Source organism: Vibrio sp. 3-2(1), assembly GCF_963887575.1.
GTDB lineage: Bacteria > Pseudomonadota > Gammaproteobacteria > Enterobacterales > Vibrionaceae > Vibrio > Vibrio anguillarum.
Genome location: NZ_CAWPGB010000022.1, coordinates 556569 through 583148 on the forward strand (window position 1 = coordinate 556569; position 26580 = coordinate 583148).

Genomic DNA, 26580 nt, shown 5'->3' on the forward strand with positions numbered 1-26580 from the left:
GCCAACACTGCTTCAGCTTCAGGTCGGAATGGTATTATAGCCAGTCTGAATATCCAGCATCCACGGTTTCCCACTGGGGCCTAAAATCGCTTTTTTATCTATTTTTCCGACGGCGGTTTTGGGTAGATGGCTGACGATGTGCAGTTCATCAGGAAGCTTAAATGAGGCGAGATTACGCTCTTTTAAAAACTGACGGAGTGCTTGTAATGTCAATCTAGAGTCTTTGGAGATGAGTGCGACACCGATCCGCTCGCCTAAATAAGAGTCGGGTACTGCAACCACTGCGACCTGCGCTACTTGAGGATGAGCTAATAAATGCTCTTCAATTTCATCCGTAGCAATACATTCCCCAGCTCGATTGACCACATCTTTAATCCGCCCGGTCACGGTGAGATATTGGTCGCTATCCATGCGCACTTTATCACCACTGCAATAAAAACCATCTGGAGTGAAAGCCTTTTGATTGTGTTCATTCGCTCGGTAGTAACCACGCAAGGTATAGGGGCCTCGCGTCAGCAATTCGCCTTCTTCTCCCTCGCCAACGGGATAACCTTGAGGGTCGACTACTCGAATTTCATCGAGTGCACAGACTGGACGACCTTGTCGAGACGCAATAATTTCAGGATGATCGCCCAAGCGAGTGCAACAGATAAGGCCTTCCGCCATACCAAATACTTGTTGTAGGGCATTAGGGAAGGCTTTTTGAATGGCTAAAGCATCAGTGTAGGCCAGTTTCGAGCCTCCAACTTGTATCAAGCGTAGGCTTGAAAGATCGCTTTCTTCCCATTGTGTGGCTTCTGTCCATAATTGAGCTAAGGATGGCACCAAAGCGGTGGCGCTGATTTGGTGCTGTTCAATTAACTCAAAACAGTGGTCTGGCCCCGCGTGTTGGGTAAACACGACCTTTCCACCTTTGGCGAGCACCCCTAAAAAGCCCGGGCAGCCGAGTGTGAAATTGTGTGCAGCTGGCAGCACGGCAAGATAAACATCCCGCTCATTTATCTCACTTGCCTGACAGCAACAACGAATATTGAACAGGTAATCGTTGTGGGTGCGAGGGATAAGCTTGGGTAGTCCTGTCGTGCCACCAGATACCAGAAATAGGGCAGGGTGGCCTGGATTTATGGTAGGAGCTATCAGTGGTGAGTGAAGCTGAATATTATTAAGAGAATGGTGGTTACCGTGCTCACCAAACAGATAAACCTGCTGTAAGCCTTGGCAGTTGGCTATTAAGTTATTTGCCAACGCCGCACCTTGAATTTCTTCACTAATATACGCTTTGGCATCGCCGAGCTGAGCCAAGTGTTTGATTTCAGAAAGCCCATGAGCAGGCAGCGCCAAAATAGGTACTAAACCAGCTCGTAGAGTGGCAAAAAGAGCGATTGGCAAACGGCAAGTATTTGAGAGTTGGATCACCACGCGCTCACCCACTTGCATTCCATCGGTTATCAAACGATGCGCGATACCATCCGCAGCGTTTAGCAGTGCTTGATAAGTTAGCTGATGATGCTCATCTAGCACGGCAATCTGCTCACCGTATTGTTCAACACCTTGAGTTAATAGGCACCAAAGCGGTGCGTCTTCCCAAAGTCCTGCTTGCTGATAACGCATCGCTTGTGCGGTTTGGTAGCCGATAAAGCCTCGGAGTAAATCTGCTGTCATTGGCCGGTTTTTCATGCGACTGCCTCACTGATTAAGGAAGATGAGTTCTGTGCATCGCTGGTTTCAAGGACTAAATGATTGAGTACACAGGCCATTTTTTCACAAGTTTCTTCCCATTCTCGTTGAGGATTAGACAAACTGATAATGCCAGCTCCGGCTTGAAGCAGAGAAACAGAACCCGTTTTGTATCCCGCCCTTAACACCAAAGCCGCATCGAAAAATCCATTGCGGTCTGTAATGAATACGCTACCGCTGTACAGTTTTCTGGGTTGTTTCTCAAAACGAGCAATCGCGGCAACCGCCTCACGTTTAGGAATGCCAGAGGCAGTGATGGAAGGAAAGAGGACTCGGAATGCATCCCATGCGGATTTGTCTGTGGCGAGCTGACCTTTTACTCGCGATGCTAAATGTTGCACGCTACCTCTTTCTGATACGGTCATAAATTCAGACACATGAACGCTTGAGGGATCACAAACCTGTTCGAGCTCTTCGATAGCCAGCTTGACGGAAGCGGCATGTTCGGCAATTTCTTTAGGATCGTTAAGCAGTTCGTTCTTTAGCCTTGCTGCGTCGGTTTTATCTTGGGGTAGTAAGCGTGTTCCGGCCAAAGGTTGGGTGCTCAAGGTCCCCCGCTCATCGACTTCTAAGACTGTTTCTGGTGAGAAACCAAATGCTTGCATGTTATTTAGCTTGAGCATGAAAGAGCGAGCTGGCGTGTTGTTCATTCTACCGTTAATAAAGCTTTTGGTTATGTCGATATTAAACGGCAGTATGGCTGGCCGAGATAAAATCACTTTCTTGTATTGGTTGGCTTTGATTTCATTGACGGCTAAATCGACTGCCTGCTGATAGTGATGTTTCACTTCAATGCCACCAACAATATCCTGTTGAGAGCAGGGCTGCCCTTGCAGAGGCAATGGCGCAGGTAAGCATGATACCCGGGTAATGATGGCTTGAATTTGCGCAAGTACTGAGCTTTCAAAGGTACGGATGATAACGTGAGTGGCCGTAATGCGTAATTCGGTTTCGGCTACAAACAGTTCCAGCAGTGGATGTTGGCACTCTTGTTGTGGTAAATCGTGAGCGAAGCGACTGAATTCAAAATCAGCGCGGCCGAAGAGTCGCCAGTCCTCTCCACTCAGAGTTTGGGTTGCACGATGAATATATTGACACAGATGATGAGGGTTTACCTGTGCGACCTTTCCTTCAAAGTCACAAACTTCGCTTCTATGGTTGACGGTTAATTGCAGTCGTTTATTGATGCCGATCGCCCATTCATTCTCATGCTCATAGACCAGATATTCATGACAGAAAGAGGCCGAGGTCAGTTCGGCAACGAGTTGGAGTGGATGACATTGATGTTGCAATACCAAAGAATGTAAATATGCCGTATGAATGTTAGCCATGTTGTTCTCCAGAAACGTGAGAGTAATTTATTAAGGTTGTTGGTCGATGCTCCGACCTTGTTACTGTTGGTTCGCTAATCTTGCTGAGAAAGTGTTCAGGGGTTGCTGTGATGTAAAAGTGGTCGCCTGATATGGCTATCAGTGTTGGTTTGTCATCGATTGGCATCAACCATGGTTGCCATGCAGCGACTTCGGACTCCCAAGCTTCAGGGTCATGTTCGCCAAACACGAGTGTGCATGGGGTGTACTGTAGACATTTCGATGCTGTAACTTGTTGGTGGTAGTTAACTTGTTGGTGGTAGCACTCTGTGGCTAAAAAATCCGCTCTCAACATGGGTAGAAACAGCGGGAGTAGTTCAGGGTGCTGCTTGAGTATCGGACTGCCGCTGCCAATCGCGATCAGTTGGTCAATAAAGTCATCATCATTGAGTTGGCTCAATCGTCTTCGACTGCTTAAATTCGGGGCATGACAGGCAGAAAGGATCAGATTTTTGATCGGTGATAGGGCTCCAAAACTGCTCTCAAATCGATGACATACTTCATAGGCCACTTGTGCCCCCATGCTATGTCCACAGAGTATTATTCGAGTCTCTTTAATGAAGGTTTGATCCGCTATCCAAGTCCTCAATCCCTCAGCAACATCCTCTGCTATTACTTCAATACTCGTAAGGGGGCGCTCTCGCATTCGATGATCTCTGCCGGGGTAAGTGGCCAGCAGTACCAGCGTTTCTTTTGCTAGTGCATTGCAGTCAAGTGACATCCATGTTTTAAATGCACTTAAACTGCCTCCAGCAAAAGGACAAATAATCCATATTTCACGAGGTTGGGCACCATTCTGATAAAGTGTTTTGAACACCTGATTCATATCTCCACCTCTTTGGTCACTGCGCGATTGAATCGAAATGAAATTCGTGGTGGTGGAGTCATGGTCCTTTCTTGGGGTTGTCCACATAATGTGAGAATGTCTTCCCACAGTTGAGCAACCTTGAGTTGGTGACAGATAAGCAACAATGGCGCGGTGTCTTGCCCATCAATTAAACGGCAAAACTGCTCTAAAGTGTTGCATACCCCTTCAGGTCCGAATTCTTCAAACAGATCTTTAACGAGACAAGGTTGGTCGTAAAGTGTCTGCGTAGTCGGTTGATTGAGATAGTCTCCTTCAGCGAGGCTGACGACCTGATACAGGCTTTGCTGGTTATTCTGGTGCTTTTCGGCATGAAGCGCTGGTGTCCAATGTATCGGGCCATAGCTATCAACCATCGAAAGATAGCCAGATTCCCACCCTAACATAAGACGATGCATGGCGAGGCTGTGCATATCTGGATCTTGTGGATCCAGATAGTTTTGTAACTGCAACAGATAATCACCGTGAGGAGATTGAAGACTAATCAGATCAAAAAGGTGTTGTTTGCCTAATTTTATAGGTTGAATTTTGCCATCGCGGCCTAATGCCAACAGCAGTAAATCCAATGTTGAGTAAAGCAACTGCCGACTTGTCGTAATATTGCCGTAGCTGGCGGGCTGGCGCATTTGCAATGAGACTTGCTGTGCGCTTGAAATCATGGTTTGCCCCGCTTGAGACGAACTATAGAAACTGTTGACTCGGTATTGGACTCCACATTGCTCTGCAAGCGCATGATGCCGTTGTAATTCTTTCGCCGACACGGGATGCTCTTGCAAAACATGAATATGACGTTTGAGCAGCTCTTCGACCAATACGTTACCGCCCCCACCGATAACGGAGGCGCGAACAACCACGCAGGCAATAGCAATATCCTGAGGCAACTGTGACACCTTTTCATACAGTGGTATACCAAAGGCAGTGGCCAGATTCTTTGAACGCAGGCTACCTTGGGACAGAATCCCTGCCAGTTCGAGATCGGGATGAGATTCGATAAAGGCATTTAGGTACAGTTCGCCAAATTTAGCCCCAACGATAATGACTTTCTTACGACTCTTCATTTTCTAGCTCTTTTACGTTTTGTTGGTGGAACGAATTTATTGAATGTGAAGGGTGACCGAGCAAAGTAGAGATCTCGTGCGCCAGTGTTTTCACATGAGGTTGTTGTAGTAGGGTGTAGTGATCTCCCTGCATGCGATGAATGATGGGATGACAGCAATCACTCCAACCATGGCAGCGGCGTTTTGCCATCTCAGGATGTTGGTAGCGCATAAAATCAAGCTGTGAATGGTTTTGTGCGCTATAAAGTGTGACGGGGAGCGTCTCCAAATAAGGTGGCTGATAGTCGAGCATGGCACGCAAGTTTTGCTGATAGATTGCTAGCAACTCAGCAAAACTTGCACTGTCTAATAAGCCTGATCCTGTCTCTAAAAATGCCTTGGCAAGCTCTGCGCAAAATTGCGTCTCTGATTCGAAGTTCGAAATCACATGCTCTTTCAGCGCCGGGAATCGGCCAATACAATCCGCGTAGAAGTATTGGCGGATCGACGCCTCGGTTAATCGCTGATTTGGGTTTTGGCTTGGTTTATAACTATCAATCAAGATGCAGTGGCTGACCTCTTCGCCCTGTTCCATGAGTTGTCGAGCCATTTCAAAAGCCACTATTCCGCCAAATGACCAACCTGCCATCTGGTAAGGGCCAGTTGGCTGTACGTGGCGAATCATAGATAGATAGTGTGCGGCTAAAGCCACAATGTCGGTTTTTGGCGCAGATTTATCGTGCCGATCTGGGTAGGCAAGTCCATACAAAGTGATCTGGTTGAGCTCTTTAGCTAATGCCTGATAGCTCAATAAGTGTCCGCCAATCGGATGCACAATAAAGAGTGTACTGGTTCGGTTACTGCCATTTGATGAGAGTTTTACCGGTGCATGATGGAGCGGTTGGGTTTGCTCTGTCAGCAAGGTGGCGAGGCGCTCAACCGTATCATGGGTTTGTAACTGCCCTGCGCTGAGAGCAAGGTTTAAACGGTGATTGATTTGGTTAAGTAAGCGCACGGCGATCAATGAATTTCCGCCTAGATCGAAAAAGCTCTGATTGGCTGGAATAGGGGCGAAATTAAGGCATTCAGACCAGATCTGAGCCAGAAGTTGTTCCTGCTGTGAGTGCGGCATGCGTAATTGTTCTGCGGCAAGATGGGCATCTGGGCGCGGTAGTGCAGAACGATCCACCTTACCGTTAGCCGTCAATGGAAGGTGCTCTAAGGTTATGATCTGGCTTGGACATAAGTACTGGGGCAACAGTCGGCGAGCATGATCCAGTAAAGCCTGATTATCACGTCGACTGTGGGGGGCGTACTGAATATAAGCCACTAAACGTGCACCATTTTGCGCCGTTCTGTCTGGCTGAACGATGGCATCTAGGATGTCTATTCCGCTCGCGTTGAGTGCACACTGACGTAGAGCATTTTCCACTTCACCAAGCTCAATACGATAACCGTTAATTTTGACTTGTTGATCGTTTCTGCCCAGAAACTCAATGTTACCATCCGGTAAATAGCGGCCTAAATCCCCCGTTTTATACAAGCGCTGGCCAAGAGTTGGATGTTCGATAAAAGCGAGGTCGGTTTTTTCTTGATCATGCCAATAGCCGCGAGCGAGACCAAATCCACCAATGTACAGCTCTCCTGTAACCCAATCTGCACAAGGATTGAGCTGTTCATCGAGCACATAAAATTGTTGATGAGTGAGCGGTTTTCCATAGGGAATACTGGTGTGTGTGGCATAGCTTTTCTCAATCGGATAGCAGATAGACCAAATGGCGGCCTCGGTAGCACCACCTAAGCTGAGCAATTTAGCCTGAGGCATAAGGGTATTCAGTCGGTCTGGTAAGTTGACGGGTATCCAGTCGCCACTCATCATGATTTGACGTAAATGGGGCAGCGGATTTGAGCGATTTTCTAGTAAATCTACCAATAACTGTGCGAAGGCTGGCACACTATTCCACACCGTAATCGCTGACTGCTGAGCTAAATGCAGCAGTGCTTCAGGATCTTGACTTGGCGATGTCTGTGGTATTACCAATCTTGCCCCACAGCTTAGGGTGGAGAAAATATCAAACACAGAGAGATCAAAATTGAGAGAGGAAATCGCCAATACTCGGTCACGATGATCGAGTGCAATACGCTGGTTAATATCGAGCAGGGTATTGATTACGGCACCATGCTCCATCATTACCCCTTTAGGTTGGCCAGTGGAGCCGGAGGTGAAAATGACGTAAGCCAGATCGGTTGGTTGGTTTGCCACGGGGATAAAATGTACTTTGGCTTCTGTCATTAACGCAGGGATTAGAACTCGATAGTCATCGGTGCGGCAAGGCTCAGAGCTATCGCTGATAATGGTTGAGACTGCTCCTTGTTTAAGCAGAGCTTGGATACGAGGTTCAGGATAAGCGCCATCAATGGGCATATAAGCTTTCCCTGCCAACAGAATGGCGAGAACAGCGACTACCTGTTGCCATCCTTTGTTCATCACAACCGCCACTAATGGTGCATCATCTTGTTGTTCGATAAGCTGCGCAGCTAAGTGCTGAGCGGAAAACCAAAGTGTTTGATAAGTCAGTTCTAGTTCGCCTTGCTCAATCGCAATTCGCTGTGGGTGCTGTTCCACACCGAACCTTACTAAATCGCACAATGTCGCCACGCAAGCCGTAGTTTGGTTGTCTAAAACCAATTTGAGTTCACCTTGTGTCGCATTAACTTGATCACGCTTCTGCTGCTGTGCAGAGGGGAGTTCTAGGGCGAGAGGCAGTTGCCAGTCTCGGCTTGTAAGCGTTTCTAACGTGTGGGTATAAGCGGCAAACATGGCTTCAAAGACACCGCTTTTTAAGTAGTTTTCTTGAATCGTCCATTTGATGATAACGCCGCCGCATGGTGACGGAATCAACATACTGTCAAGGTAAACATGGGGGGTTTGTGCACCAAAGGCATTGAGCTTGCCATAGGGTAATGGTCTATGTTGCCCAACCGATAAGGTGTCGTTAAACACCACTGGCATGCCTGCATTGAGATTATAATTATGACGGTTTTTTTCAGTTAACACCGATTGACCATCAAATAAGGAATGTGCCATATCATCGGCCATCTGCTGTTGAATTTGCTCAACAAACGCGAGCAATGAACCGGGTTGGGTTCTTACTTCAAGCATGGATGTGGTTGAAAGGTTGCCAATGACGTCGGCGGATTGAGGCAGCATAGCCGGACGGTTACTGTGCAGTATATTGATGGCAAAATGCTTCTGGGCACTCCAATGGCTGATCACAAGGCAAAATGTGGACAGCATACTCATTGACGGCAATAAATTATGGGCAAATGAGACGGCTTGGATCTGACTCCACTGTTCAGCACTGAGGTGGTGAGTGAGTACACTTTGTGCTAAATGCTCTGAGCGTTTATCCGCTAACGGCAGTGCTGGAGCTTCTGGTAGTGTCGGTACTCGGTCAAGCCAGTAAGCTTGAGCTTGTTGGTAAGGCTCTGACTGTTTGAGCTGTTCAAGCTCAAGGAGATAGTTGTCGATACTCATCGTTGGCAATGCTAATTCGATACTCAGATCGTCATACAGTGCAAACCATTGTTGAAATAGAGTATTGAGGCTTTTGCCATCAGCCACGACCAAATCGAGTACCAAATGTACCAAAGAGGTTTCGCCGTCTACCTGCAGGATGCTGATATCAAACAGAGGCCATTGATGTGTCGCTACACCGTGGGCGGCGATCTGCGTCCTTGCCTCATCAATCCAGCGTGTTTTTTGTGGTTCATCCCATGAGCTTAAGTCGAGAAACTGTGGTTGATACTCTGGTACTTGGCGATGAATATGATATTGACCAGCATTGATTTCACCGCGTAACTGGTCGTGTAATTGCACCAGTCGATTCCATGCTTGGGTAAGTCTCAGACGATCAAGATGCTTAATTTCAAGCTCTGCATAGAAATGGGCAACCCCATTTCCCAAGGAAAACAAGGCATTTTCACCAAGCCAGTAGGCATTTTGTAGCGGTGTGAGTGGGTAATGTCGAACGCAAACGCCATTTTTCTGTTGTGTTGTATTATCTTGGGATTCAAGAGTGGTGTTTGGCTCAATAATGTCCGTTTCAACGGTTGTCGTTGCAGTAGACGGGGCACTCTCAAATTGGCAACAGAAGTCTTGGAATTTCGGATGCTCAAACAAGGATTGTAAGCTCGCTTGTTTGATTCCCGCATGTTGTAGTGCCACGATCATCTTTGTTGCCATTAAACTGTCACCACCGGCAAGGAAAAAATCGGTGTCGTGGTTAATCTCACCATGTAAAAACGTTTGCCATATACTTTTTATTTGTTCTATTTGTTCTATTTGTTCTATTTGTTGCTGATAGGACTCAGACTGACCTAAGGTCTGCGGACTATGTTGTGGACGTTTTTGGGTTACTATAAGATGCTGACGTAATGCCGATACCTCACTGTTGGGATAGCTCAACTGTGGCTCTAAACCTTGTTCCGCCAGCAGGGCAAGCCAAGCAGGTTGTGTCAGCATGCCACTTCCACTGGATTGACGAAAATCATTGAATGCGTTGATTCCTTCAACAAATCCAACCGTCGCCAACTGCATTGGGCTGTGTTGATCGGTCGCCTCAATCAAAATCAAATAGCCATCATCGGCCAGAAGAGCGCGGAGACCTTGTAAACATTTTGTGAGATCGATGGCATCGTGCAGAACATTGACGGCCAAAATAACCTGATATCCACCATCCATTTTTAGTGCTTCATCAATGGGCTGATTAATATCAAATAGCCCATAGCTTACCTGTGGGTACTCAGATAATAGTTCGCGTGCTTCATGAAGGAACAGACGAGACACATCGGTAAACTGATAGTGGCGAATCCTTGAAGAGGCGAGGCTTAATACCTCTCGAGTGGTCGCTGCAGTGCCAGCACCGACTTCAAGTATATTCAAACCTTGCGCCTGCTGTTGGCCAAGGGCATAAATGGCACGCGCGGCACTTAAATTCAATATTTGCAGTGATGGATTGCAACGGTAGAGGCTATCGGTGATCGCTGGGTCAGAAAATAGCAACTCGAGTGCAGAGTGGCGACCATTCAACAAAGCCGGGTGTTGCTTGAGGCAATCCTCAAGATAAGTATCCAAACGCTGACACCAAGCTTGTTGAGGCAAAGGTAACCCCGGTGCTTTGGGGAAATCGTCTTGGAAGCGATACTCTCCGTCCTTCTCCGTCAGCACGCCCTCTCGGCATAACTGATCTAACCAAAGTTGGATAAGCTTATGATGTTTATCGGTTACTTTAAGTTGTTGAATAATTTGTGGTGCGCGATGGGTTTGCTCTGGCGAGGTAAATAATTGGTGATTGCGTAATGTTGCCCAGATCCCACACAGTGCCCGATGCTCGAGCTGCGCCCACGCTTGCGTCACCTCTTGTACAATCTGCGGTGAAATTTCGGGGAGAGATATGTTGTGCCAATCAAGGGTGGATTCGGCGATGACGTGATCAGGCGGCAGAAGGTGATGCTGAGGCTCTGGTTGAGTCAATGATCGCTCGAAAAACTGCGGGTCTGCCGCACACTGCTGCAGCAAGCTTAGATATTGGTTGAATAAGTTTTCCAACAGATCTGGCGCCAGTACGCCGGCCATGCAATACCAGTTGAACGCCAAATCACCTTCAATTTCCATGATTTGATGATCAAGCCAGACTTGTGGGGTTTGACTCAGAACATAAACCGGATTCCCCAGTAAATGGGTCATGGCTTGTTCGATATCCATGCCATCCATCGACATTCCCAGCATGCTAGTAAATACCACCGGAGTTAACGGCAGTGCCGCTTCTTGCTCACTGAGCTGACCGGAGGATTTCCAGTGTTTGGCTAGTTCGCGGATCACCTCAACCCCATTGACTTGACTATGGCCTAAGCGTTGCCAAAGTTTGCTTTGGGTTTGCAAGATACGCTGTTTCAAATCGGTACTTGAGTCGTGTTGGAAATCCATTAGAAAGACTGAGGTGAAGTCACCAATCAGATCTTGGACGGCCTCATGAAAAGGTTGACGGTTAAAGAACGTCATGTTCAACGTAAAATCAGGGCTTGCAGTCCAATTGGCCAAGGTATGCGCAAATAGGGTCAGCAGGCCAGCTGAAGGGGTTACCCCCCATTGTTGCCAAACCGATTTTAGCGTTTGCCATTCAGAGTCGCTAAGGCGGCCTTCTAAGGTAATAAATTCCGGATCATGGTGTTGATAATCCGGGTTCAGTGGCAACTGAGGCGCTTTAGGCAGAGTTGGGATCGTTTGTTGCCAGTAGTGCCATGAGTTTTGCCACTCGGCGGAATGGCGTAACGTTTGCTCATGCATCACGTAGTCACGGAAAGTGATCGGCAGAGGCTCCAAGTCTTGGCCTTGATAGGCGGTGGCTAAATCATCCATCATGATTTTGAAGCTTTGTACATCAAACTGCAGTAAGTCGAGGTTTAGGTGCAAACGCACCTTGTGCTCAGATAAACGGCTGAGTTTGACATCAAAGAGTGGCCAGACATCCGCAGCCCGTACCTGATGACGCATTTGTTGGCGTATTTGCTCAAGCTCAACGTGTTGTGTTTCTTCTGAGAGTGAACGTAAGTCTCTCTCTACAATCGGAAAATAGTCAACCTCAGCGTGAACAACTTGTTCTCCTGCATGATTGACTGTCATGCGCAGCATGTCGTGACGCTTGATTAAGGCATTCCAAGCGGCTGCAAATTGTTGTGGGTTAAACTCGGTAAGATCCTTATCCCACTCAAAGACGACGTGACAGGCAATACCGCCATATTGAACCCAGGGTTCACGACCAATCCAATACGCGTGTTGAATAGGCGTGAGTGGGAAGGGGGTATAGCGGTTGTGAGGATCGCTCACAAAGTGTGTGAGCATTGAATCCGATTCTGGTGCAGCAGGGACACGAGCGATCGCTTCCACCAAACCTGAAATGGTTAAGTTTTGGTAGGCTTGTTCGGCATCGATCTTGACTGCGAACTGTTTTTGAATAACCGCACTAAGCTCAAGAAATTGCAGAGAGTCTAAACCTAATTGCAGTAAATCTTGATCGACTCGGATTGGTGTATCGTCACTCATACCCAATTGGTAACGAAGTCGTTCGGTTAACCATTGACCTACATCACTCACTGTGGGACGCGTTAGCGGCTTGGGTGATACCAAGCAATCTATGGTATCTACTGTATCTATTGCCGTGTTCAATGGGTCAAGATAAGGCTGGAAATTAGCATGCTGAGGTTCGATATTCATTGCCAGCACGAAAGGAGCGCCACTGAGCAGACTCTGACTGATCTGCCACAAACCTTCTTGTACGTTTAAGGTATGCATACCTTCTTTGGCCAGTGTATCGAGAAGCGCTGAATCGGCGGTCATTCCGATGCTATCCCAAGCTCCCCATCCAATACTCATCACGCGGCAACGGCTGCTGCCCTGTTGGGCGAGAGCATAGCCATCTAAGAAGGCATTGGCTAACGCATAAGCACCTTGTCCAACCGCACCCAGTGAAGCTGCAGAGGATAAACCCAGTAAATATTGGGCTTCTTGTGCTTCAAGCCATTGGTGTAGTGCGACAAAAGCGCGGCATTTGGTTTGAATAAGTAGGGCAGATTGCTGAGGATCCCATTGATTGATGAGGCTTGTTAGCGATGTCCCCGCAGCATGAAACGCACCTATGATAGGCAAAGTTCGCGGCCAATCATTAAGCATTCGTTGCAGCTCCCCTTCTTGGCTCACATCGCAAAGCAAGGTCATCACCTGACAGCCGAATTTGGCTATGGTTTGGCAAAACTCAGGCCAATCGCTGGGTTCTCGTCGTCCAATCACCGCAATATGGCGGGCACCGGATTGTGCTAGCCATTTAATGATGTGCCGGCCTATGCCCCCCATACCTCCAGTGACAAGATGCCAACCTGAAGTCGTAAACCAAGAGGAAGGGATGAGGTCGGGCACGGTTTTGGCGTGCACCAGTTGAGGTATCCAGTAGCTGTGGTTGCGATAAGCTATCTCAGTCGCTAGATGGAAAGGAGCAGAGTTTAAAGACTGACTCAGAATCTGGGCTTGATGGTGATCATTCTCAAAGGACGGCTCAATATCAAGTAGATAGATACCTTGATGTTTGTGTTCCGCGCGAGCAACTCGCAGCAGAGACATCAGTGCCACTTTTTCGGCAGCAACACTTTGCGTTGCATCTGTCGCCATGGCTTGTGAGGTCAAAACATACAGCGTTGTAAAATCAGCGCTTAGTGATTGGATGACTTTTTCAGCGCACTCGACAAGCTCACCATCAGGCAATACGAACAGGCTGACAGTCTCATTGACACGGTAAATCTCTCCTTGACGCTGTAGTGCTTGTTGGAGATCAGACTCACTAACGTTGAGCCTAGCTTGGCTCGCGGCGACTGGCAGCCATTGCCACTCATAGCGCTGATGGGGGCTTGGTAACAGCGCGTGTGGTTGAGAATCATCAAAGTTTGGGGTTTGAATCTGACCGATCCAAGCCCATTCTCCTGAAGTTAAGCATCCTCTTAGTTGGTATTGGACTTGTCCCCAGAGTTGAGTCGTTCTGTGTGCAACCAGTTGCTTTATTGTTTTAGGGTCAAGAGACGGCGCTGCAACAATCAACCAGTCACTACGCTCTTCTTGTACGAAACTCGGCATATGCTGGGTGATGAGTTGATGCCAGTCTGTTTCTGTTGGTGTAATTACCCAGTCTACATAGAGCAACTGCGTTTGATTGCTGAATGGTATTGCTAGGTTTGGCTGAATAGAGGGAGTCAGTGGACTGAGCAAACGCTGTTTTATTTCTGCCACTTGTTTTTTTAGTTGCAGTGGCGAAGTGTGATAACAACGTAATACTTGTTTAAGGCGCGCCGGAGCCTCGCACAAGGCTCGGATATCGCTCAATGGCACTGTCGCTGGCTCTTGGTTGGTGGTCAAAGCATCACGCAGCCATTGTGCAACCACGTCTGTGGCTGGCAAAGGCACGGCGGTGAATTGATAACACTTATGCGCTTGTTGCAAGTAGCCGTGTTCAAGTAAAGAGTCCAAAAGTGTTGTGATCAGATCTCGATGTTTTGGTAGCAAACGTCCCCCACGGATCAGATCGCGCAGGGTAAAACGAGGCTGAGCCGTACAAGAGTGAATCAAATCGCGGATCACACAACAGCGCAGTATCGGATAGAGAGCCGCGATTGTGGTGGGTGGCGGTACACTCAAGGTTTGTTTAGGCAGTGCAGTTTCGATTGTTTTGACATCGGGGGTTTGATACCAATATCTCTGTTCATCGAACACATACAGAGGCAATCGACAAGGTCGACCCTGCAGCGCGAATAGCGCGGACCACTTATTATTGCAGCCCGCGACAAAAAGAGCGGCTAAGAGTTCAGTTTCTAAACGCTGTGTAGGGATGCTAGGGTGAGAGGTACCTAGCCATACACAATCTGTTGACCATGTTTCACGTTGCCCCATGGCTGTGAGGTGTGCACTTGGCCCCATTTCGACCAACAGCTTAGCCTGCTTGGCTAAGGCTGACTCTATCGCACGCTGGAATTGTACAGTATCGCGGACATGACGGGTCCAATACTCAGCGTTGAACGATGCCGCATCATCGGCGACCTGTCCTGTGACACTAGAAATCAGAGGTATAGTACCTTGCTTTGCGGTTATGGGAGCCGCAAACTCATGAAACGACGCTAGCATTTCATCCAATAGGCGTGAATGTGCGGCGCAGGATACGTCTAACTTTTTATAACGAATGGCATGCTTATCAAGTTCCAGAATCGCGTTGTCGACATCCCGTTGATGGCCAGAATATACCCAATGCTGCGCGCCATTATGCGCGGCCAGATCGAGTTCGCGCAAAGCCGGTATCGTCTCTAATGTGTTTGGCTTAGCGAAAATCGCTAACATAGAGCCCGCTTGGCGTTGCGCACATAAGTGCATCAGCCGTCCTCGTTCGCTGACAAGCGCAATCGCTTGTTGGTGAGTGAGGTATCCTGACACCACACAAGCAGCAAATTCACCTACCGAATGGCCCATCACCATATCTGGCCTAAACCCTTTACTTTGCCAGTGAGCGGCCATCGCGATTTCAAAAGCGACAATCGCTAATTGTGCGTAGTCGGTACGTTGGAGTAATTCTGTGCGGTGACCGAATAACGCATCAGTAAGCCGTATTTCTAAGCTGCCGAGCGCATATTGTTGACTCAGTTCGATGCTGTCACGAAATGCGGCGCTGCGGTGATATAACTCTTGTCCCATATTGGCCCATTGGCTGCCTTGGCCAGTAAAGCACCACACCACCTTGCTTGTTGCTGAAGGCTGGCCAACATGTAAATCACGGCCAGCTTGCCCTGTTAGCGCGAAATCACGTAGGGCCTGAATTGCCGCAGAATTGCAATCAATTGCCAGTCGATAGGGGAGATCTAATGCTCGCTTTAACATGGCGGAGTAAGCAATATCACTGTGGTGTGTTGGCAGCTCTAAGTGTGTGGCATATTCACCGGCCAGTTTGCGCAGCGAGGTTTCACTATTGGCGGAGATCAGTAGTTTTGCATTTTCGGATCGAGGATTGAGGGGCGTAGGATCCGCCAGCTCAGGGGCCGATTGCACAATCATATGGCAGTTGGTACCACCGATACCAAAGGAAGAGACCGCTGCAGTGCGAGTTTCGCTCGGCCAATCAATGGTAGCGGTCGCAAGCTGGAAACCAGAACCTGTAAGCTCTAGAGCCGGGTTAGCTTGAGAAAGGTTGAGTGAGGCCGGAATTTTGCGGCGCGATACCGATAACACCGTCTTGATTAAAGAGGCGATACCTGCCGCTGTGTCCAGATGCCCGAGTCCGCTTTTTACTGAACCCAAAAAGCAGGGTTTTGCTTCAATGCTGCGTTGATAAGCTTGTTTGATGGCTCGCACTTCGATAGGGTCACCGAGTTTAGTGCCTGTACCATGAGCCTCGATCATCCCCACTTCATCGGGTAATACATCAGCCAAATGCAGGGCATCGGATAGCACTTGTGCTTGGCCTTTTACCGAGGGAGCGGTAAACCCCACTTTATCCTGACCATCGTTGTTGATAGCACTACCACGTAACAACGCCAGAATAGTATCACCATCGCGTCGCGCATCCTCCCAGCGTTTGAGCACCACACAGCCTAGCCCGTGACCACCAAAAGTACCATTGGCATCAATATCAAACGGGCGACACAACCCATCTGGAGAAAAGATCATACCGGGTTGGTACAAGTAGCCTGAGCTTTGAGGAAATGACACCGCGACACCACCCGCAATCGCCATATCGCATTCCCCCGAACGCAGACTTTCGCAGGCGAGGTGGCAGGCGACCAAAGAGCTAGAACAAGCCGTTTGAACAGTAAACGCAGGACCCGTTAAGTTAAATTTATGGGCGACTCGCGTGGCAAGGTAATCTTTATCGTTACCCAATAAGGCTTGTAGCCCCTTGACTTGGCCAACTTGAGTGACATCAAAGTCGGCAAAAGAGGGGTAGGTACTGGTACGAATCGAGCCGAAGACACCAGTTTTCGATTGAATGGCGTTTGGGGCATACCCTGCATCTTCAAGCGCATGCCAAACTATCTGTAAAAATAGCCGCTGTTGGGGATCAATAGAGAGAGCTTCAGTGGGCGAATAACCAAACAAGCTTGCATCAAAGTAGTCTGGATTATCAATAATGGCACCGCTTGGCACGAAGTTCTCTTGCGCGGAGAGCGAAGTGGTTATTCCAGCCGTTTGTCGCTCTTGTTCCGAAAAATAGCTTTGCCCAGAAATACCATTCACCAAGTTGTGCCAAAATTGCTCCGCATTTGGTGCTTTCGGAAAGCGGCAAGCCAGTCCAATGACGGCGATGGGGTCACTGTTGCCAAAGCAAGGGTCGAGAGTGTTCATGGTTATCCTCGTAATTCAGTTGCAGGGTGGTCAGTTTCGCCACCCTGTTGTGCATTTGATAGATTCTGTTCACGTCAATCGATGTGGGGGGATGACGTGGCTCGTTGACGACGGTTGGCTTTTCGATCGCTCACTCTTTGTTGCCTGCTTTTCAATGCTTCGTTTGAGCTATCGACCTTTTCCGCCTTCGATAACCAAGCCGCGAGTAAAGCCGGAGAGGGGTAGGCAAAAAGGTCGGTAACCGATAGCGGCATCGCCAGTGAATGTAAGGCGGTGTGTAGTTGAACCAGTTGCAAAGAGTTAGCCCCCGCATCAAAGAAGTTTTCTCTTTCGCTGATCGGTACATTCACAATCTGCTGAAACTGTTCGCGAATGGTTAAAATGGTTACCGGGTCGCCGCCGACTGGGGGCAAGATCGCTTCGTGGTTATCAAGCATGCTTGGGCTGGGAATCAATCGAGTTACCCCTTGCGGTGCGGGAACCAGCAAGTTTAATGGCTGTGACCAAGACTCTGGTTGAGTCGCCAGCGTTTGCAACAGAGTGAGGTACTGGCTGAACATCTGTTCCAGTAAGGGCTGAGGCAATAATTCCTCGACGGCATCCCAGTTGAGGCAGAGTCGTCCTGAGGACTCATAGACTTGGTGATCCAACCATACCTGAGGGGTTTGTGATAGACCTCCTACCGGTTTAAGCCAACCCGAATCAGAGAGGAAATCGCGCTCAGAAGTACCCAAGGCGCTGGTAAACACCACAGGCATAGTGGCACTGGTACGCTGCTGCTGACGCGCCAATTCACGCATCACCCACACCGCAGAAACTTGGCTGTGTTTGAGATCGTTGACCAGTTGGTGTTGTAGGCGCTGCAGGCTCGCGAGCCAATGCTGATCAGGATGCCATGCGAGCAGCAGTAGGGTGGTGAAATCGCCCATGATCTGCCCAATATTTGGATGGACATCAGGTCTATCAAATAAAGTGAGGTTGAGGGTGAGTGCTTGCTGGTCGCTCCAAGCGGAGAGGACACTGGCGTATGCATTGATCAAGAGAGCCGATGGTGTGACTTGGTGTCTGGCGGCCAGCTTTTTCAAAGCTTGCCACTCTTGTGGAGACAGTGAGCCTGCGGCACGAATAAACTTAGGCTTGTGAATCTGGTTTGGATCACTTTGAAGAGGCAAAGCCGGGGGCGCAGGTAGATCGGCCAAGCGCTGCAGCCAATATTTTTTCGCCGTTGAACGTGTTTGCTTGGTGACCGCTTGTTGCTGCCATTCAACATAATCTCTAAAGGTGATCGCAAGCTCTGGTAAAGCAAGGTCGGGATTGTGGTAGAGCGCTTGCAGCTCAGAAAAGAAGATCTGCATGCTCAAGCCATCGAGCATCATATTATCGAGATTGACAAAAATTCGCGCCTCGCCGTGGGAAGCGCTAACCGCCTCAACCGTAAACAGCGGCCATAGCGCACTATTTTTTACCTGATGGGCTAATGCATCACGCAGGGCATTGGCTTGAAAACCATCAATATCATCCAATAAATGACAACTCAGCGTAAAAGCAGGAACCTGAATCAAAACTTGCTGTTGATGATCACGCACTACGGCACGGAGCATATCGTGGCGCTGGATTAAGCGATTCATCGCTTGGTTAAAGCGCTCAGCATCCAGTTGTTCAACTCGAAACTCAATAAAGAATTGAGAGCTTATTTCTCCAAGAGCAAAACCAGACTGACGGCCAACCCAATAGGCTTGCTGCACTTCCGTCATTGGGAAAGGCAGAAAGCGCCGGCTGGGCTGTGCGATTAAAGGAGCAAGCGGACTTGATTCATCAGCCGTCATTTCAATTAGGCTGGCGGCGAATTGTGACAAAGTGGAATGGCTAAACAGAGCGGTTAAATCCGCTTGATAACCCTGTTTGCTTAATTCCCCCATACAACGCGTTGCCAGTAAACTATCCCCTCCGATCAGGAAGAAATCACTGTCGGCTTGTAAGTCCGATCGATGAAATAACGCCTGCCAGACTTGGGCGACGATTTGCTCTTTGGTGGTCCGAATGGGTTGAGATTGTTCTTCCTGACGGTGGGTATCACGAGTGGATCCCATTAACGCTTTTCTATCGACTTTGCCATTTGTAGTGAGTGGCAAAGATTCAACAAAGGTAAAGCGTTTAGGCACCATATAAGCTGGTATGAGAGAACTGAGTTTGGCAGATAATTGGCTACTATCCGGGCTGAGCACGATATGCTGATTTCTGAGCACATAAAGGCGTTGCTCTGCCGCCAACAGACTGTGTTGTACATGCAGTTTGGCGAGCGCAAAGTGGGTCGCGAGCTGTTGGGCCGATAAAAGAGTCGGGGCCTGCTGTAAAACCTGAGCACTGATCAAACTGGCCTCAGGTAAGCTTGCCATCTCATTGACCAACAGCATGCCTTCCGGCTTAAGTAATCCGGTGATGTGTTGCAAATAGTCAATAGGGTTGGTTTGGCGGTGCAACACATTATTGAGTAGCACTACGTCAGCTTGACCAGCAAGTGTATCCAGATGAGTCAGTGAACCATGTTGGATTGTGACATGGCTAAAACGTTGTAAACGTTGTGCGGCACGTTGGGTGAAGCTTAATGAAGAGTCTAAGGCATAGTAATACACCTTTTCAGGACCGAGCGCAGAGCAGATATGCTGTGCCAACAAGCCACTGCGCGCTTCGGTTTCAATCAAGACTATTGGTCTGCACAGTTGCTCTGCCAAGCTCGATATTGCCTTGATTGTGTGTGACAGCAAGGCCTGAAATGCTGGCGTTTTGAAGAGCATCACCTCAGGCGCAAGTTCTGTCTCCAGTATCACAGAAGGGGCCGCTTGGCCGGTGATGATTTGTTGCAGCAGTGGGCTGACTTGAGAAAAATTTGTGCAAAGTGCGCTGGTCTGTGGTTGTACACTAGATTGAGAAACGAGTTGATAGTAGTGTTCAGCGCCTTGTTGCTCTGTGGTGGCTTGACCTCTAGAACACAGCAGTTGCCACCACTGCTTAAAGAGTTCTAAATAGGGTGCACAGACACCATAAGATTGGGCTAGTTTGGCTAAAGGTTGAGATTGCAGGCTATTAGGCAGCGTCTGAAGTAAATGCCAGGATAAGAAATCCGCAACCTGAGATCCGGTGTCCTCAATGTCGGTATTAGGCTGCATTTCGAAAAGTGTTGCATAATCTTGTGGCAGCCGTGGGTCGGATTTTAATTGCGAGCAGAGCGTGGTTCCTTCGAGCACCACCACACATTCCAGTTGTTTATCTCGGCTGCCGGCGAGCTCAGTGGCCAGAGTGACGCCATGACGCACACCTTGAATACGATTCAAGGCTGCATCAATCTCTCCCAACTCAATGCGATGCCCCCCCACTTTGACTTGGTTATCCTTGCGGCCAAGGAACTCAAGAGTGCCGTCAGGCCAATAACAGCCCATATCTCCTGTACGATACCAACGTTGGATTTGATGGCTATCTGGACAAACAGCATGAACAAATTGTGTTGCTGTTCGCGGTTCATCATTCCAGTAACCTTGAGCAACCCCAAGACCCCCAATCCAAAGTTCACCTTGCACCCAATCAGGGCAGTCTCGGCCAGCCTCATCCACCACTCGATAAGCTTGATTGGTCAATGGGTAGCCATAAGGGATGGATCGCCAGTGTGGTTCAACGTGATTAACCAGATATTCGTTTGACCAAATCGCCGCCTCCGTTGCGCCGCCCATGGCACTGAAGGTACCGAGCGGACGGAAAGAGCGGTAGCGGCCGGGTAGCGAGAGATCAATCCAATCACCAGAGAGCATCACTGTTCTCAGTTGTTGCGGTGTGTTGAATTTCATCCCCTCGCAAAAAGTGAGGAACATGTCGAACAGCGCAGGCACACTATTCCAAAGCGTGACACTATGCTGCGTGACCAGTGAATTCCAAGCCATAGGATCACGAGTTTGCTGCTCTTTAGGTAGCACTAAGGCTCCGCCGGCCGATAACACACCGAAAATGTCATAAACCGAGAGGTCAAAATGCAGTGCAGCAACGGCGAATATTCGATCGGTATGGCAAACACGATGACGTTGGTTGATATCAAGACAAGTATTGAGCGCAGATTGGTGGGAGACTACCACCCCTTTCGGTGTCCCGGTTGAGCCGGAAGTGTAGATAATATAAGCCGCTTGCTCGGGTTGACATGAGTATGGCGATGTCTCAAGAGCAATATCGCCATGGGTTTGCCAATCAATGTGAGTGGCTGAGCTCCATGCAAACTTTTGCGCGCAGGTCTCACAGCGCAGCACAATGCGTACATTAGCACTCTCTTCAATCGCTTGACGACGGCTAAGAGGCTGATTAGGGGCAATAGGGACATAAACACCACCGGCGTGCAAAATAGCCAAAACGGCAACGATTTGTCCAACCCCTTTTTCCATACTGATGGCGACATGCTCACCACTTTGCATTCCAGCGTTGAGCAGTGTCTGGGCTAGCCGTTTGGCTTGGCTTACCAGATCGTTATAACTTAGGATTTGTTCCGCAGTGATAAGGGCGGTGTTGCTTGGGTTGGCTTGCGCTTGCTCAAAAATTCGCTGATGCAGTAAACCCTGAGGCGGCTCACTAGAGGTCTGATTACGTTCAGCCCGGATTTGGCGTTGGCTGGTTGGAAGCAAGTCTGGTAAGGGTGACCGCCATGCTGCTTGTCCTTGTAGTGTATGCTCAACCAACTGAATAAAGGTGCTAAACAGCGTATCCAGTAGACCTTGCGCAAACAGTTCATCCACCCCATCCCATTGCAGTGCAATACCATCACCTTGCTTAGATGCAACAAAATCGAGCCACACTTGTGGAGTTTGTGAAATTCCCCAACCGAGTTCACCCAGTGGGCTATGGGTATCATCACCAAATAGTGAATGGTTAAGATTACTAGTGAATACGATAGGGGCTCCGTAAGGATGGCTACCATGGCGTTTTAACTCACGCAACACCTCAACGCCAGACACAAAACGGTGTTCATAAATCTCAGCAAAACGTTGTTGCTGGGTTTGGCAAAGCTCAGCCAGACTGGCTTGGTTAATCTCGGTCGGTAAGAGCAGAATGTTAGTAAAGTCCGCGAGCATCTGCTGGACATGCTGGTTAAATGGGTGACAGTCAAATAAGGTTAGGTTAAGCAACAACTGGCTTTGCCCACTCCAACGTGACAATACTGCTGCAAACAAAGTGGCAAGAGTCATGGTCGGTGTGACCTGATTGGCGGCGCAGAGCGTTTGCAGTTGTTGCCACTGAGTTGGATTTAACCAATGTTTACGCCGATGGAAAGTCGGTTTTTTAACTAAGGATGGGTCCTGCACTAAGGGTAAGTTGGGCGCAGGGGGCAGCAGGGGGGATTGCGTTTGCCAAAAATCATTAGCAGCCTTCTTTTGCGCCGCAAACTCTTGCTGTTCCTGCTGCAAATAACTGCAAAAATCATAATCGGAAGTATGAGTAGGCAAGGTTTTGTTTTGTAAGAGTAGCGAGAGCTCATTGAAAAACAAGCTAAAGCTGGAAGCATCCATCACCAGCAGATCAATGCTGACATACAGACGCCGCCGCTCATGAGAGAGTAAGGCAATCTGAAAATCGAAGGTTTGCCCATGTTCTACATCCAACACTTGATGACTCAATTGTTCACGAAGCGTCAGCATGGCTTGTTCAGCGTCATCATCGGTTAAATGACGTAAGTCGTGCACCGTAATATGGTATGGGGCGCTAGGCGCTTTCCAGCATTGAGTACCATCATTTTGGAAATGCACACAGAGCATGGGATGGCGTAGACGTAATTGATTCAGTGCCTGTTCAAGCGCGGAGGTTTCAAGACCGACACTATTAAACTCCTGATACAGATGACAACCATTGCCACCTAAGGCTTGCTGCGGATCACGGCCAATATAATAAGCCAGTTGTACCGAGGTCATTGCAAAGGGTGTTCCCTCTCTCATAGTGGGTAACAAGTTGGGTTGGCGTTGTTCACTGACCGCGCCAGCATTACCTGTGAGATTACCCGCGAGCTTGCTTTGAATAAGCTCACCAATTTGTGCCAATGTTGGATTTTGGTATATTTCTTTTAAGGTGAGCTTGCATCCGGCTCTGCGGCATTGATTTACCATACGCATCATCAGCATTGAATCGACCCCCAGCTCAAACAGATTGTCTGTTGCACTGATCGTGTCAATGGAGAGGCCTAATGATTGGCAAATTGCCTCTCGAAAGGTGGATAAAATCAGGTGTTGTTCTGACATAAGACATCATACCCCGGCAAATTTTAGGCAAAACTCTCCCGCCTGATGAACCGTGTCATCATGCAGAAAGTTAATGGAATAGCCCGCGTTATCGCGGGCGAAGTTTAGAAATTAAGCGTGTTCAGAGACATGGTAAATATCCTTATTGCCTAGCCTTAGCTGGTAGGCGTGAAATTGATACAGTGCCAGTAGGGCGCAGAGAGTAACGGAGAATGTCAGCAGGTAATGAACTTGGTAACCAAATTGAGCAATCACCCAGCCACACAGCATCGCCATTAGTATCGCGATCAACATATCCATCGATTGGAAAAGAGAGAAATCAACGCCTGCTTGATTACCATAGGACCATTCCATCATTAGGGTATATAGAGCAACAAATTTGGCGGCAACCAGAACCGTATTGAGTACATACAGCCCCTCTAGGCCATAGGTTAGCGGTATAATGTGTGCTGCATAGAAAGTGAATCCACTATATATCAACGCCTCCAACCCAAGACAAAAGAGAACAATGCTGATGGCGCTCACTTTTTTCATCAACCAACCACTTAGCCCTATCCCGATAAATGCGGTGATAATACCGCCACCAGCAACCAACAGACCAAGTGCTTCCAGTTCAATACCTTGATCGTATAAAAAGGGCATCATCATCGATTGCACCCCCCGAGTGCCTAACTGGCAAAGCGCGACTAATCCTAAACCCAAAGTTACCTTGGGGTTAGTAAGGGCTGCTTTCAGAGATGGATGGTGCTCATGATGAAGGTTTTGCACTGTTTTCAGTTTGCCAAATAAAGAGGTAGTTGGTAGCGACATGAAAAGGAGCAACGCCATCAGCAGTAGAATGGCATTTTGCCAACTGACACTGGCAGTGAGATAAATGAATAAGCCTCCACCAAACACGGCTCCTAGATAAGCACCACCTACTTGCATCACATTGCCGAAACGTCTTTGATCGGCAGGTAACTCATCAACTGCTAAGCCATCCGTGGTGATATCAGCAAAGGTTGAGAGTAAAGCCAATATGAGTACACCAACAAACAACAGCGTTTGGTCACTGATCACGGCGTTAAATGAGAAGGCTCCTAAAACCAGTAGCATACCGGTTTGCGCCAAGCCAATCAGGTAAGCGTGACGGGTCAAAGTGATGCCCTGTTGTCGAATGCTCTCCACATAAGGTGCCCAAAGAAATTTCAGGGCCCACGGCAGCATAGCTAAGTAGAAAAGCCCAATCTGAGAGGTAGAGATACCTTCTGAACGTAGCACTGCAGGGAGACCCTGCAGTGTAAACATTCCAATCAGGCTTTGGGTGGTATAAACCCCCGCTAACAGACTGAGCAAGGAAGCTTTGCTCAGCGTGGAATGTTTGGCTGTTTGAAAACTCATCCTATTACCACTCAAGTTTGATGTTAAGTCCGACTTCACGGCCGACCCCGTAGTTACTCAAGGCGACGCTGGAGTTTGGCATTGCGAATGAATAGGTTTTGTATTCTTGGTCGGTCACATTATTGCTAAACAGGCGCATCGAAAGGTGTGGGTTTACTTGGTACTGAATGGCTAAGTCGACTAAGGTGTAACCCGCTTGTGACAAGGTGTTTTTTTCATCGAAAAAGACGCTTGAGGTATAGCGAGCATTCGAGGAAAGGGAGACAGCACCATTAAACCAAGCCTGTGGTAATACATAGTCTATTCCGGCCACCAGTGTGGTTTTGGGTGCGTATGGTAGTGTGTTCCCCTCAATATCTTGGTTGCCCGATTTGAAGCTTGACTCACCGAAAGTGCCGCCTAGATTCAGGGTTAAATCATCCGTGGGATAGAAAGCGAGCTGCAACTCTAAGCCTCGGCTTTGCGCTTCCCCTAAATTGCGCAGCACTTGGCTACCAGGAGTCCCAGTATAGAGTTGAATATCATCAGTTCTTATCCAATACAGAGCCCCGCTTAGATCAACCATGTTGTCAGCTAAGCGAGTACGCCAGCCCAACTCTCCATTGAGGGATTTCTCTGCGCTGTAGCCATTTTTATCACCGCTACTGCGTGGCTGTAAACTGAACCCCCCAGGGCGATAACCACTTGATATAGAAGTAAATACTCTAGAGTCCGGTGTGATTTGCCAACCTAAAGCGGCTTTGGGGGATAGGGTGTTTTCTGATTTATTTTGTGCGTAAGCATCAATAATCCAAGACGGATTACCACTGTAATCCACACGAGTCGAAAGGTGAGTGGCACGCAGCCCTAAAGTGAGGTCAATCTGTTCATTGAGCGCATAAATGGCTTGGCCAAACAGAGCGTATTGAGTTGCTTCAACCTGATTTGTGACTTGGGAGCCTACGCCAGATTTTGCGTCGAAGTCGCGTTGTTCAAAATAAGCACCAAATAGCGTTGATAAGGCATCGCTGACTTGCGTATTGGCACGTAGCTCTTGGCTAAAAGTATTTTGGTCTTCTTGCCAAGCTCCTCCAATAAACTGGCGATAGATGTTACGGTTTTGATAAGCCGTAACACTGGTCAATTGAGTTTCACCTAAATCGTAACCCATTTGCAGCGCATAGCTGTTAACGATACGTTTGAGCTGAGGGATCGCTTGGCTCGTCATTTTTTGGTCAAATTCAGCTTGGGTGAGATACCACTCTTCATGGCTATCCAGATTGCTATTGGCGACTGATAAGGTCAGAGTGAACGGCGAGTTGTGTGGTAAATAGTGTAAGCGAGCTAACCCACTGAATTGTTGACTATTATTAGCATCTTTCTGCTGACTTGGTAGGTGTTCAATGTTGCCATTGTCTTTGATTACGCGCAGTGCGATATCGGCGGAAAGCGAGTCATTGAGTGAGAGAGCTGCCGAAGCATTGAGTTGCTCATTGAGGTTACTGTAGCTCGCGCTAGCAACGGTTGTGTTCTGTCCAACGGTTTTTTTTGTGATGATATTGATAATACCACCTTGAGCATTACCACCGTACAAAGTGCCTTGCGGGCCTCTTAGCAGTTCGACGCGCTCAACATTAACAAGTGGTTGAGTTAAAAAGGCGCTGTCTTGCAACACACCATCAACATACAAGCTAATAGTGGGGGAATAATAATCCGGTGAACTGATGCCACGAATCGTCGTGTTGGCATAAGTACGATTACCGCGAGTTTGGATCAATAGACCCGGGAACACTTTCTCCAAGTCTTGAACTTGATCGACTCCGGCTTGCTCAAGCTCTTCTCCTGTTTTAATCAAGACCGAACTGTCCATCTGTTCAAGAAGGGTCGACTGCTTGCTCGATTCTACCACCATGACATCATGGCCACTTTCGAGTGCGAAAGCGGTTGAAGTGAACATAGTTAAGGTCATCGCTAAAGTTAATGGTGAAAGTTTAAGGCTGTTCCTATGCATCGAATCTGT

8 protein-coding genes are annotated in these 26580 nt (G+C 48.3%); all 8 read right to left on the reverse strand.

The features are described from left to right. Positions 1 to 18: 18 nt before the first annotated feature. The 8 genes from AACQ79_RS10580 to AACQ79_RS10615 all read right to left on the reverse strand — a co-directional run bounded on the left by AACQ79_RS10580 (position 19) and on the right by AACQ79_RS10615 (position 26529). Entirely contained in the window at positions 19 to 1677 is a 1659-nt protein-coding gene (locus AACQ79_RS10580; protein WP_019281883.1) for a (2,3-dihydroxybenzoyl)adenylate synthase, read from the reverse strand. Continuing rightward, positions 1674 to 3068 carry a salicylate synthase gene (locus tag AACQ79_RS10585; RefSeq protein ID WP_017046024.1) on the reverse strand — a complete coding sequence of 465 codons (1395 nt, stop codon included), beginning with the start codon at positions 3066 to 3068 and terminating at the stop codon, positions 1674 to 1676. Before AACQ79_RS10585 ends, AACQ79_RS10580 begins: the two co-directional genes overlap by 4 nt. Beyond that, the gene (locus AACQ79_RS10590) at positions 3061 to 3933 is read right to left on the reverse strand and encodes a thioesterase II family protein (RefSeq protein WP_170899068.1); all 873 of its coding nucleotides are present in this window, start codon (positions 3931 to 3933) and stop codon (positions 3061 to 3063) included. Before AACQ79_RS10590 ends, AACQ79_RS10585 begins: the two co-directional genes overlap by 8 nt. Continuing rightward, entirely contained in the window at positions 3930 to 5030 is a 1101-nt protein-coding gene (locus AACQ79_RS10595; protein WP_017046026.1) for a thiazolinyl imide reductase, read from the reverse strand. The genes AACQ79_RS10590 and AACQ79_RS10595 overlap by 4 nt, the downstream gene beginning before the upstream one ends. Further along, positions 5017 to 16938 carry a non-ribosomal peptide synthetase/type I polyketide synthase gene (locus tag AACQ79_RS10600; protein ID WP_170899069.1) on the reverse strand — a complete coding sequence of 3974 codons (11922 nt, stop codon included), beginning with the start codon at positions 16936 to 16938 and terminating at the stop codon, positions 5017 to 5019. The genes AACQ79_RS10595 and AACQ79_RS10600 overlap by 14 nt, the downstream gene beginning before the upstream one ends. 74 nt (positions 16939 to 17012) lie before the next feature. Next, positions 17013 to 23201 (reverse strand): non-ribosomal peptide synthetase, encoded by a 6189-nt coding sequence (locus AACQ79_RS10605; RefSeq protein ID WP_170899070.1) that lies wholly within the window; start codon positions 23199 to 23201, stop codon positions 17013 to 17015. Positions 23202 to 23312: 111 nt separating this feature from the next. Beyond that, a complete protein-coding gene (locus AACQ79_RS10610) occupies positions 23313 to 24581 on the reverse strand; it encodes an MFS transporter (protein ID WP_170899071.1) in 1269 nt (422 codons plus the stop codon). A 4-nt stretch (positions 24582 to 24585) separates the two neighbouring features. Beyond that, positions 24586 to 26529 (reverse strand): TonB-dependent receptor, encoded by a 1944-nt coding sequence (locus AACQ79_RS10615; RefSeq protein ID WP_272870519.1) that lies wholly within the window; start codon positions 26527 to 26529, stop codon positions 24586 to 24588. Positions 26530 to 26580 lie beyond the last annotated feature (51 nt).

Bases quoted from the DNA above. Each gene is read 5' to 3' on its own strand.
- AACQ79_RS10580 (WP_019281883.1), bottom strand. From the start codon at position 1,677: ATGAAAAACCGGCCAATGACAGCAGATTTACTCCGAGGCTTTATCGGC.
- AACQ79_RS10585 (WP_017046024.1), bottom strand. From the start codon at position 3,068: ATGGCTAACATTCATACGGCATATTTACATTCTTTGGTATTGCAACAT.
- AACQ79_RS10590 (WP_170899068.1), bottom strand. From the start codon at position 3,933: ATGAATCAGGTGTTCAAAACACTTTATCAGAATGGTGCCCAACCTCGT.
- AACQ79_RS10595 (WP_017046026.1), bottom strand. From the start codon at position 5,030: ATGAAGAGTCGTAAGAAAGTCATTATCGTTGGGGCTAAATTTGGCGAA.
- AACQ79_RS10600 (WP_170899069.1), bottom strand. From the start codon at position 16,938: ATGAACACTCTCGACCCTTGCTTTGGCAACAGTGACCCCATCGCCGTC.
- AACQ79_RS10605 (WP_170899070.1), bottom strand. From the start codon at position 23,201: ATGTCAGAACAACACCTGATTTTATCCACCTTTCGAGAGGCAATTTGC.
- AACQ79_RS10610 (WP_170899071.1), bottom strand. From the start codon at position 24,581: ATGAGTTTTCAAACAGCCAAACATTCCACGCTGAGCAAAGCTTCCTTG.
- AACQ79_RS10615 (WP_272870519.1), bottom strand. From the start codon at position 26,529: ATGACCTTAACTATGTTCACTTCAACCGCTTTCGCACTCGAAAGTGGC.